Source organism: Hymenobacter sp. M1-2 (assembly GCF_057808495.1).
The window spans coordinates 91,287-103,148 of the sequence record NZ_JBTYZO010000010.1 but is presented as its reverse complement, the minus strand read 5'-3'; the positions used below and the strand labels follow the sequence as shown (position 1 = coordinate 103,148).

Genomic DNA, 11,862 nt, shown 5'->3' with positions numbered 1-11,862 from the left:
CCGCTACGAAACGCAGCGGAGGCGAGCAGCTAACAAGGAGGGGCAACAGGCGTGTAGTATAGAGAGCGGAGCGCCAAAAGTAAGGCAAGGATCTTCTACACCCTAATCAGAAGATAATTTCAGTGAGGCATAGTTCAACTATTTGGCAGCTATATAGTTTCCTTTTACCTTTAATCTGCCTTAGTTGAAGCTCCGCCGACACTGGCTATTTGGCTTACTTTTTAGAGTGCTTTTTGACGCTATCCGCTACTCGCCTCCTATGGGTGTTGGGCTTGATCTTATTACTGATCGAGCCACTATGGGCCCAAAAAGTCCCGCTCCTCCCCTGAAGTTTGGTGCCGTCACCAAGGCTGACTTTGCGGACGCCATGGCCGATTCGACGACTTCCGCGGAAATCATCTGTGACTACGGGCAGTCGAAAATTGTGGGTGGTCAGGATAGGTTTGATAATTGTAATAACCAGTACATAAAAGCAACTGTCACTCTCTTTCCTTCTTTTCATTTCTTCTCAAATCATTCTTCCATTTGTCACTCCATTGCCTAGTCAATATGACCAAACCTTTACTTTATCAATTGCTGCTGCTGGCGCTACTTGGTAGCGCCAGCGCACCCGTCTTTGGCCAAGCCGATCCTATCAAGTTTGGCAAGCCTGATCCCAAAGATTTCGACCCCAAGAGCTTTGTGGCGGACAGCGCCGCGGAAGCCGTAGTGCTCTGTGACTTTGGCCGTTCCCGTTTCGAAGTGGGGGCTGCCGACGAAGGGTTCCGCACCGTATTTGAGCGCGTTACCCGCATCAAAATTCTGAAGAAATCGGGCTACGACTGGGCTACCGTGGAAGTGCCGCTCTACCACCAAGGCAGCAGCGAGGAAAAGCTTAGCAGCGTGCGCGGCTTCACTTACAACATGGTGAACGGCCAACTAGTGAAGGAAAAGCTGGAGTCGTCGGCTGTGTTCCGCGAAGCGTCCGGCCCCAACGTTACGACGCGCAAATTCACGCTGCCCAACGTGCGCGAAGGAGCTGTAATTGAGTACAGCTATTCCGTGGTATCCGACTTCCTGTTCAATTTTCAGGACTGGCAGTTTCAGCAAAGCATTCCGGTGCGTTGGAGTGAGTACCGGGCCCAGGTGCCGGAGTACTTCGACTACAAGATTCTGATGCAGGGCTACGTGCCGCTGGCCGTGAGTGAGCACCCAACCGGCACAACGCAGTTTGTGGTGCGCTAGAGTTCCTCTATTGAACCGGGCATGAACGGTGGACGCACTTCGGGCGGCTCCGAAAACGTGTCGGCGCAGGTGAAAAACCACCGTTGGGCCGCCGAAAAAGTACCTGCCTTCCGCAATGAGCCGTTCATGACCTCCGCCCGCGACTATGTTTCGCGCATCGACTTTGAGCTGGCTGGCTACAAATGGCCCAACCAAGGCTACAAGCCGATGACGGATACCTGGCAGGGCATCTGCGACCAACTGCTGAACGACGAGAACTTTGGTGCCCAGCTGCGGCGCGGTGGCTTTCTAAAAGATCAGCTCACGCCGCTGTTGGCCAAGGAAAAAGACCCGGCTGCCCGCGTGGCTGCCATTCACGCCCTGGTACGCAAGTCCGTGAAGTACGACGGACACGACCGGCTCTACAGCCAGACCACCGTCCGCAAAGCATACGACCAACACCGCGGCAACGCCGCCGACGTGAACCTATTGCTAATTGCAGCTCTGCGCGAAGCAGGCATTCAGGCCAACCCCGTCGTGCTGAGCACCCGCGACCATGGCTTCGTGAGCCAGGAATTCATGCCCATGCTTTCCCGTTTCAATTACGTGGTGGCGCACGTGCCACTGCCCGAGGGCAAGGAAATGCTGGTGGATGCCACCGAGGAGCTAGTACCCTGCGGCATGCTGCCCGCCCGCTGCCTCAACGGCTCGGGCCGCCTCATCATGCCGAAAGGAGTGGATTCGCGCTGGATCAGCCTGGTCCCGCAGCAGCGCCTCACCGAGTACCAGCAAATTCAGCTCACGCTGGACGAGAAAGGCGGCTACACGGGCAAAGTCCACTCCGAGCACGGCGGCTACGCGGGTCTGGCCCAACGCGACCGGCTCCGTGACAAAGGCGAGAAGAAGTTTGTGGAAGAGCTGCTCAAAGGCCGCGAAGGCTGGAATATCGCCAAATACCAGTTTGCCCAGCGCGACGCCCTCGATAAGCCGCTGAGCCTTGATTATGAAGTAAGCGTAGTGGGTGGCGACGCGCCGGCCGGCACACTTTACCTGCGCCCCTTCCAGCACTTCGGCAACAGCAAAAACCCTTTCGTGCACGAGGAGCGCCAATTTCCGGTGGATTTTGGCTGCGCCGTGGATGAAACGCTGATGATGACCCTAACGCTGCCCGCTGGCTACGAAGTGGAAGAGCTACCCAAAGCCGCCGCCGTAACCCTACCCGACAATGGCGGCCGTTTTATATTCCAGGCCCAGCCCGCCGCCAATGGTACCGTGCAGCTCATCAGCCGCGTCAACCTGAACCGGCCCGTGTACTCGGCGGAGGAATATGCCCACCTGCGCGAGTTCTACCGGTTAGTAGTCGCTAAGCAGGCCGAGCAAATTGTGTTGAAAAAGAAATCATGAGCCGCGTACTGCTTCTATTAAACCCGAGCCGCCGCGCAAGCCTGCTGCTGGCATCCGTGCTGCTGGCTGGTTCCGCGCTGGCTGGCCCGCCCCCCAAGTATCCGGTGGCTGACATTCCGGCCTCGCTGCGCGAAAATGCCCACGCCGTAGTGCGCCTCGCCGACGAGACACTGCTCGTAAAATCGGCGGGTCGCACCATCGAAACCGTGCGCCGGGCCGTCACGATTTTGGATGAGGCGGGTTCGGGTTACGCCCAGGAGCTGGTTGCGTACGACCAGCTGAACACCGTGAATTATCTGCGTGGCACCGTATACGCCGCCGATGGCCGCCTGCTGCGTACGCTCAAGCAGTCAGAAGTCCGCGACATCTCTCTCTCCGACGGTTTCAGCCTGGCCAATGATGGCCGCGGCCGGGTAGCCGACCTGCGCCAGCCGATATATCCGTACACGGTGGAGTTTGAGTACGAAGTCAGCTCCACCAACACGCTCTTTTATTCCACCTGGCGGCCTCAAGCCACGGAGCAAGTAGCCGTGGAGCAGGCCACGTTTCGGGTTCTGACACCCACGGAACTGCCGCTGCGCTACCAGGAGCGCAACCTGCCAACTGGCACCGCCGTGGCGCGCACCACCCCTTCGGCCAACGTGCAAGCCTACGAGTGGCAGGTGCGTAATCTGTCCGCCGTAGAGGACGAACCTGATGGCCCGCCCATTTCCGAGACGACACCCGTAGTATTCACAGCTCCCTCGCAATTTGAAGTGCAAGGCCACGCCGGCACACTCACGAGTTGGCAGGCGCTTGGGCTGTGGAATTACCAACTCAACACCGGCCGCGACGAGCTACCACCGGCAGTACGGGAGAAAATTCTGGCGCTGGTGCAAGGCGAAACCGATGAGCGGGCGCGCATCCGCGAAGTATACGAGTGGCTGCAAGCCAACACGCGCTACGTATCGGTGCAGCTAGGCATTGGCGGCTGGCAGACCTTTCCGGCCACCAGCGTGGCGGCCAACGGCTACGGCGACTGCAAAGCGCTGACCAACTACTGCCAGGCATTGCTCAAAACCGCTGGCGTAACGGCGTACTGCGCCCTAGTGCGAGCTGATGAGGAAGACATTCGCACCGAGTTTCCGAGCCAGCAATTCAATCACGTGGTGCTGTGTGTGCCGCTGAAGAAAGCCGGCAAAACCGCTAAGGCGGATACCGTATGGCTGGAATGCACGAGCCAGACCAATCCGTTCGGTTACATGAGCAGCTTCACCGGCAACCGCCACGCGCTGCTCGTTACGCCCCAGGGCGGCCAACTGGTGCGCACCCCCCAGTACCTGGCTCCCGACAACCGTCGGGAGCGGCTGGCCGATGTCTATCTCGATGCCCAGGGCAGCGCAACGGCCAGCATCCGTACGCGGCGTACTGGCCTGGAGCAGGATGGCTACGCCTCGCTGGCTAGTTCGCAGAATGCAGCCGACCAAAAGAAGGCGATGGCCGAGCACCTGCCATTGGCCAACTTCAGCATCAGCAAGCTCAACTACACGCAGGACCGGCGTAACTCGGTGCCAGTGCTCACCGAAACGCTGGGCCTCACGCTGCCGGGCTGGGCGTCGGTGTCGGGCAAGCGGGCTTTCCTGACGCCTAATCTGCTCAGCCGTTGGAACGCACTGCCAGCTGCCGTGGGCGAGCGGCGCACGCCTATCTGGCTTGATAATGCCTTTAGCTACGCCGATACGGTGCGGATTCACGTGCCAGCCGGCTTCAAGGCCGAAAGCCTGCCCGCTCCAGTACAGCTCAGCACCGCGTTTGGCACCTACTCCAGCCAGGTTCAGACTTTGCCCGACGGCACGCTGCTCTACGTACGCCGCTTACTCATGCCCCGCACTCGTTTTCCGCGCACTGATTACCCAGCCTACCAAGATTTCCGCCGCCGCATTGGGGCCGCCGACAAAGCCCAGGTGGTGCTCGTAAAAACGGAGGCGTAAACCAGGCTAATGGTCCCGTGTATGATGATAAGGCCCGGCGGAAATCTTTCCGCCGGGCCTTGTTGCGTGCAACGTAGAAAGTCGGTGTTGCGCCTATTACTAACACCCTTTATTTCAAGCTACACCCGTGTGCTTGTTTTAGGACCAGTGTCTTGAAAGACGGTAAGTTAGGAGCCCAAGAATGTCCTTTACACCATAGCTCGACTCTACTAAAAAATCTTACCTTAGGGACCCTCATTCCACCTGTAAATAACTCCTTTTCCAACCCTTTCTCTATGTCGAAAACCTTTACTTTCCCGCGACACGCATGGCAGCCAGCGCTGCTGGGCGGGTTGCTCCTGGCCGCGGCCGGAATGCCTTTATCGGCGGCGGCGCAACGCGTGCTCTGGGCCAACGCAACGGAAGCCCTGCCTGCTGCTGCCCGGACCAGCACCCAGGCGCTGCGTCAGTATCGCGCCGTGACCGTGCAACTACCCGCCATGCGCGACGCTTTGGCTGCTGCTCCGGCCGAAACCGGAGCTGGGGCTCGTAATTCCAATACGGTGGTATCATTGCCCCTACCGGATGGCACGTCGCAGCGCTTCCGCGTGGTACAGGTGCCCGTCATGCACCCGCAATTGGCGGCCAAGTATCCGCAAATCCGCACCTATGAGGCCCAGGGCATCGACGACCCTAGCGCTACAGCCCGCCTGGACGTGTCGCCGGCTGGTTTTCACGCCATGATTAGTAGCGGCAGTCGTACCGTGTTCATCGATCCGGTTTCGCCCACCGACAACACCCACTTGGTGTTCGACCGCGTGGCGATGAACAAAGACAACGTGCGCTTCGAGTGCCTGACCTCGGGCTCCGCCGAAACTGCTGGCGCGGTGCTGGCGCCACCAAGAGCCGCGGCCGTTCCCAACGGCACTACGCTGCGGACCTACCGGCTGGCGGTTTCCTGCACCGGCGAATACGCAGTGGCCGTTTGCGCCCCTGCCACGCCTACGAAAGTACTTACCCTCTCGAAGATGGTGACGTCGGTAAACCGAGTGAGCGGCGTCTACGAAAAGGAAATAGCTTCCCGTCTGCTCCTGATTCCCAACAACGACACCCTCGTATTCCTTGATGGCAGCACCGACCCGTTCACCAACAGCAATTCGTCTGCCCTGCTAGGAGAGAACCAAACGGTGGTAACAACCCGCGTAGGCCAAGCTAACTACGACATCGGCCATATTTTCGCTACTGGCGATGGCGGCGTGGCGCAGCTGCGCAGCTTGTGTGCCAGCGTTGGCAAAGCCCGCGGCATGACGGGTCGTCCAGCGCCCTTCGGTGATGCCTTCGACATCGACTACGTGGCCCACGAAATAGGCCACCAGTTTGGGGGGCAGCACACCTTCAACGGCACGCAAGGCTCCTGCGGCGGCGCTAACCGATCTGCGACGGCCGCCTACGAGCCTGGCTCGGGCACTACCATCATGGCCTATGCTGGCATCTGCGGCAATGACGACACGCAAGGCTTCTCCGACCCTTATTTCCACTCCTTCAGCTTCGACCAGTTGGTGACCCACATAACGGGTGGTGGCAACTGCGGCGTGAATACGCCCACCGGCAATAATGCCCCAACAGTGAATGCTGGCGCCAATTTCCGCATTCCAATCAGCACGCCTTTCGAGCTGACGGGCTCAGCCACGGACCCCGACGCCGATGCGCTTACCTATAACTGGGAGCAGTTCAACCTCGGCCCTGCTGGTGCTCCTAATTCGCCTACTGGCGATGCGCCAATCTTCCGGGCTTACGCTCCCGTGGCTTCGCCCACGCGCACTTTCCCGGCCACTCTCACTCCCACGGGCGCTCTGGGGGCTTTGCTTACCAACACGCAGATTAAAGGCGAAATTCTGCCTTCGTATGCCCGTAAACTAGTGTTCCGCTTCGTTGCCCGCGACAACCGCGTGGGTGGCGGTGGGGTTGATTATGACTCCATGAACGTAGCCGTTATCGGTACGGCGGGCCCCTTCCTCGTGAAAGTACCCAATGCGTCGGCGGCTTCGTGGCAGGCTGGCGCTCCACAGCAGGTGGCCTGGGACGTGGCTAACACTACGGCGGCTCCCATCAACGCGGCCAACGTAGACATCCTGCTCTCCACCGATGGCGGCCGGACTTTCCCGACGGTGCTGCTAGCCAACACGCCCAACGACGGCTACGAAAACGTAACTGTACCAACGAGCGTAGCTGCAACGAGCAACGCGCGCATCAAGGTGAAAGCCTCGGGCAACGTGTTCTTCGACCTGTCGAACCAGAACTTCTCGATCACCAATTCTGGCACCCCAACCTTCTTCCTGGCCCCAGCAACCACTCAACTCCTGACTGTGTGCCCCGGCGCATCTGCTACATTCAACGTGAATGTGGGCCAGATTCAGTCGTTCACCGGCCAGGTTGCTTTGTCGGCCACCAGCCTGCCTACGGGCGTAACGGTTACCTACAACAACGCTACCACGGCTGCCGGCACCACCGTGCAGGCTACAGTAGCCGTTGCTGCTGGCACCGCTGCTGGCACCTATACCCTCGGCCTGACTGGAACCAGCGGCAGCGTCACGCAGACTCAACAGTTCACCTTCGAAGTACTGCCTAGCGCCACGGCGGCAGCCGTACCAGTAGCTCCCGTATCGGACCAGCGCGTAGGTCCGCGGCCGCGCCTCAGCTGGAATGCCGTACCCAACGCTACAACCTACGATGTACAGGTAGCTTCCGATGCCAGCTTCGGCACCATCGTGCTCACGCAAACAGGTGTGACGGGCACGAACTTTACGGTTTCAACCCCGGCCCTGACCACTGGCACTACCTACTACTGGCGCGTGCGTGGCAACAGCCCCTGCGGCGCGGCCCCCTATTCACCGGCTTCCTCGTTCCAGATTGGTACGCTGGCTTGCGTCGCTACGGCAGCCACGCAAGTACCCGTTACCATTCCACTTGGCTCCGCCGCGCCAGTAACCTCAGTGCTAAGTGTGCAGAACACGGATCAGGTTGGTGCGATTCGGATCAGTAACTTGAATATTACGCACGCTAACGTAGGCGAACTGACCGTTTCGCTCACCAACCCCGCCGGTCGTACGGTAGTACTATTGGCTAATGCTTGCTCCAGCACTGCCGGTATCAACGTGAGCCTGAACGAAGATGCCGCCGCCGCCGTGACTTGCCCGCTCAATGGTGGTGCTACTTATCGGCCCGCCAATTCGCTGGCCAGCCTGCTCAATGACCCGGCTAACGGCAACTGGACGCTGACCATTGCGGACAACAACCCCACTGGTAACGCCGGACAGCTGAACGGCTGGAGCCTGGAGCTGTGCACCATAGCGGTTGCGCCTACCGCTCCCTCCACTCTGATCACTCAGCTCAATGGTGCGCCTACCCCCACTGGTACCAACGTGAACGTGATTTGGACGGACAATGCCACCAATGAAGCCGGCTACCAGGTGGAGCGCACGGGTGCCAACAACACCACCTTCGCGCTGCTAACCACGGTGCCTGCCAACACGACCTTCTACGCCGATCAGATTACCACCGGCAACGGCACCTACTGCTACCGGGTACGGTCCGTGAACCCGGCTGGCACTTCGGCTTACTCCAACCAAAGCTGCGTGACCATAAACGTACTCGCCAACCAGAACGCCGCTCTGCTGCGCGGCGTGGAGGTGTACCCGAACCCAAGCAACGGCGTGTTCGAAATCAAGGTAGACAACACCCAGCGTGGTCCTGTAACGCTCCGGGTGACCGATGCGCTAGGCCGCACAGTGAGCCGTGTAGCTCTCAACAAAGGTGGTGCTCCACTCCAGCACGCCCTCGACCTGAGCAAGTTAAGCACCGGCCTCTACCAACTGCACCTGGACATGCCGGAAGGCACTGCCGTAGTGAAGTTGCAGAAGCAATAGCCTCGCGCTAATCCGAAGACACAAAAAAGCGGCTTCCTTCTGGAAGCCGCTTTTTTGTGTTGTAAGGTTTCAGACACGGTTGTCACTCTGAGCGCAGGGAGGAATTTGGGTTACTCACCTAACAGCCCTCTCAGATTCCTCGCTCTGCTCGGAATGACAACGGTACTTCTAAGTGAGAGCTGCTGCAATCTTTCAAACTGCTTAAGATAGCAGGAGGAAAATCTGCTATACATCTGGCATCAAATCATGCGGCGCTAGCATGCAGGAAGCCGCCTACGGCTCGTTTGTCAAGCCAAAACTTAACGGGCGTTACCGGAAACCCACCCCTGTTTTCTCTAGAACTTATAGCGCACCTGAGCTTTCAGTTCAGTACGTCGGGGGCCCTGGATTTCCTCTAAACCCGAGCCTACGGTTTGCTGATGCCGGTAATGAGTTTCAGCTAGGCGCACCCACAGCGTGAGCTGACGAGTGCAGCTGACTTCGGCGATGCCGTAGACGCGGGTGCCTTGTCCGGAGAGAGCCGGCACGGAAAAAGCGTACAGCACGTCCTGCTCGAATACGTACTGGCGGGTGTCGTAGCTATCCGTGTCGAAGATGGCGTAGCGGGCGGTGAGGCGCAGACGGCGGCTTACAGTTATGGAAGCGTCCTGGGCCAGCACGTAGCCGCGCTGCCAGGCACCGAGGTCTTCCCGGTAGCGACTGGTTTGCACGCGCGTGCGCAGGCCTAGCGTGAGTGTGGGGTTGGTGTCGTAGTAGAGCAGCAGGCTTTGGCGCGTGGTAGGCACCGGCATGGGTACCGGCTGGTCGGTGGAGGCGTCGTATTCCTTCTGACGTGTGCGTACTTGGGCGTAAAGCAGGCTGGTTTTAGTGGGCGCGTAAGCCAGCCGCACCAACCAGTCGTGCCCGCGCGAAGGAGCGCCGACCTGGTATTTCAACCACGGAAACCAGAATTGGTCGTAGTACGCCGATACCTCCCAACGGGCTACGGGCCGCAGCTTCGCGCCCAGGTATAAGCCCGTTTCGTTGATGTTGCGCGTGTTTTCGCTCAGAGCATTGCCGTACAGCGTGTGAAAGTCGCGGCCGTAGTGCCGCACCAGCGCCGATACGTCGAGGGAAGGCGCCAGGCTGGCTAGCAGCCCGTTGACGGAGCCCCAGCCGCCGCTGCTGCTGCGCGCGGTTTCGCCGAAAAGCAGCACGTTGCCGCGCACGTAGCTGTAGTGCGCCCCCAGCGCCAGGTTGTCGCGCCCCTTAAACTCGAACTGGTTGTAAAGTTCCGAGCTGCGTTGCAGTGGGGTATTGAAATGGCTGTTGACGGCCGTGAAGCCAGCCGCAAGGTGCCCGCTCCGACTGGTATAGCCCAGGTTGCCGCCCGTAACCATTTCACGAATCGCCTGGCGGTTGTCGAGTTCGGTAGGCGTGCGGTGGAAACCAGTCAGCTGAAAACCCGACGAAAACTCATCGAACTGCGCCAGCGAGTCCGTGGCCTGCTGCACGTTGGCATCTACCCGCTTCCGCGACACGAAAGCCGTGGCCCGCACCGTGGGCGTGAGCAAAACCGTAGCCGCCGCACCCCGAAAAAACGTGCTTTCCAGCACCGACGAGTACGGCCGTATCCCCACCGAACTGCGGCGCAACGTGGTAATGGTTTCGGCGCCCTTGCCTACTTGCAGCCCCGACGAGAGCAGTAGCCCCTGCCCAAATTGCAGCTGGTAGTCGCCAACGGCCAGCGTCTTTAGATTTCCGCGCTCCTGAATCAGCGCGTGCGCCGACAGAAAATCGGGGCCGTAGCGGCGGGTTTTAGTGTTCCACGTGAACTGCTCGCCCGCGTCTTTCTCGGCCGTTACCCCGAAGCTGAAATCCTTGGGGTGGCTCACGCGGTAGCGCACCAACAGCTTATCGGGCGAGCCCAAGTAGCGCGTAGGACCCTTGCCGAGACTATCGAGCGGGGTCTCCGTGTACCCTTTGCGCGTTTGCAACACCCGCTCGTAGCGCAGAAAAAGGGCGTTGTTGTCTTCCTTATATACCCGTTGCCAAAGCGGACCGCGCAGGGCGTTAGCGCCGCCAGCCGTTTGCACCGTCACGAAGGGCGCTATCCGGTAAATGCTGCGCACGTCGAAGCTTGGCACGGCTTGCAGCTCGTAGAGCGTGAGCAGAGGCCCTCGCTGCTTGCGGTAGCTAAGCAGGCTGCTGATTTGATTTTCTGACAGCAGCAACAGGCCGCGCAGCTCCTCACGGGTGGCGTTGTTGAGGTTGAGCGGCGTCTGGTAGTATTGCAGCAGCGTTTCGTAGAGGTCCTCGTACGGCACCTGGTCGCTCTGAATTTCAGCAAACAGCTCCTGCGTGAGCCGGTCCAGATCGGCGGGTGGGCGGACGTATTCCTGGGCCCGCGCCACGCCCGCAGTCAGCAGCAACGCCGCCAGCAGCATCCCCGTCCGACGACATCCACGTGAGCTGGATAGTGCTGGTAAAACTATCTGCGCGGAAGTCAAAGCGCCGCTTTGGGGTGCACAGAACCTGCTCATGGCTGCTTGGCTAGAGAAATGCCCAGACTCAGGTGCTGGCTCAAGCCCAACGCCGCGTGCCAGGCCGCCGCATAGTCTATCTGCAAGGCGCCGGCCCGGAAACCTACGCCACCGGTAGTTTCCTCCGTGAGCGTGCGCAGCCCGGCCCGCAGCGCCAACTTCTCAATGACACGGTACTCCAGACCGGCTTTGAAGTCGGCGCTCTGCTCCACTTCCTTTTCGGTCTCGACGTTGAGCAGCACCTTCGCAGTGGGCCGATACGACAGCCCCGCTTTGAGCACCGTGGGCACCCTCTCCCGCTGGTAGTCGGCCAGCTTGGCTTGGTTGAGGTTGTAGAGGTAGGCGCCGAAAACCAGCCGCTTGGGAATCAGCTCGGCTTGCCCGCCCAATGAAAGGGCCAACGTACGCTTGCTGCCCAGCCCCTCGATGCTGACCTGTAGCATATCTACCCGCGCACCTATGCTTATTAGCCCGCCGCGGTAGCCATAACCGGCTCCTAGGCGTTGCTCGCTGTAGAGCTTACCTCCGAAACGCTCGGCTTCGAAGCCCACCACCCCGTGGCGGGCCTGTCCTTTTTCTACCCCGCCTATTGGCACGGCCGCCGCCAAGGCTACCGTGTTCAGGGCCGACAGTAAGTACCTGTTTTCGGCATACACGCCCACGGCAGGAGCCTGGAGCTGCCCCAGCCCCGCCACGTTGTTGCCAATGGCCCACACGTCGCTTAGTGTGACGGAAGCATTGCCGAGTGCTGCCGCGCGCGCCCCGCGAGTGCCGGGCCCATTACCCTGGGCGGCACCCGAAAACGTCAACAAAAGCAAGCAAACACCGAGAAAGTAGTCTTTCACCATATAATATATT

Annotated in this window: 7 protein-coding genes; 5 read left to right on the top strand and 2 right to left on the bottom strand. The window is 59.8% G+C overall.

Annotated elements, in window-relative coordinates:
- Positions 1–226 precede the first annotated feature (226 nt).
- From ACYSMN_RS11530 to ACYSMN_RS11510, 5 genes are all read left to right on the top strand, one after another.
- Complete coding sequence (locus ACYSMN_RS11530; protein ID WP_488924029.1) at positions 227–544, top strand: hypothetical protein; 318 nt, start codon at positions 227–229, stop codon at positions 542–544.
- A gap of 5 nt (positions 545–549) precedes the next feature.
- Positions 550–1,224, top strand: a complete 675-nt coding sequence (locus ACYSMN_RS11525; RefSeq protein WP_488924028.1) for a DUF3857 domain-containing protein — start codon at positions 550–552, stop codon at positions 1,222–1,224.
- 21 nt (positions 1,225–1,245) lie between these two features.
- Complete coding sequence (locus ACYSMN_RS11520) at positions 1,246–2,607, top strand: transglutaminase-like domain-containing protein (protein ID WP_488924027.1); 1,362 nt, start codon at positions 1,246–1,248, stop codon at positions 2,605–2,607.
- Positions 2,604–4,577: a DUF3857 domain-containing protein gene (locus ACYSMN_RS11515; protein WP_488924026.1), complete on the top strand. Its 1,974-nt coding sequence runs from the start codon at positions 2,604–2,606 to the stop codon at positions 4,575–4,577. The genes ACYSMN_RS11520 and ACYSMN_RS11515 overlap by 4 nt, the downstream gene beginning before the upstream one ends.
- Positions 4,578–4,852: 275 nt before the next feature.
- Complete coding sequence (locus ACYSMN_RS11510) at positions 4,853–8,482, top strand: reprolysin-like metallopeptidase (protein ID WP_488924025.1); 3,630 nt, start codon at positions 4,853–4,855, stop codon at positions 8,480–8,482.
- A 335-nt stretch (positions 8,483–8,817) separates the two neighbouring features.
- Here ACYSMN_RS11510 and ACYSMN_RS11505 read toward each other — a convergent pair whose 3' ends face one another.
- Both ACYSMN_RS11505 and ACYSMN_RS11500 read right to left on the bottom strand, forming a co-directional pair.
- A complete protein-coding gene (locus ACYSMN_RS11505) occupies positions 8,818–10,908 on the bottom strand; it encodes a ComEA family DNA-binding protein (RefSeq protein WP_488924024.1) in 2,091 nt (696 codons plus the stop codon).
- 92 nt (positions 10,909–11,000) lie between these two features.
- Positions 11,001–11,822 carry a PorV/PorQ family protein gene (locus ACYSMN_RS11500; protein ID WP_488924023.1) on the bottom strand — a complete coding sequence of 274 codons (822 nt, stop codon included), beginning with the start codon at positions 11,820–11,822 and terminating at the stop codon, positions 11,001–11,003.
- Positions 11,823–11,862: the final 40 nt, after the last annotated feature.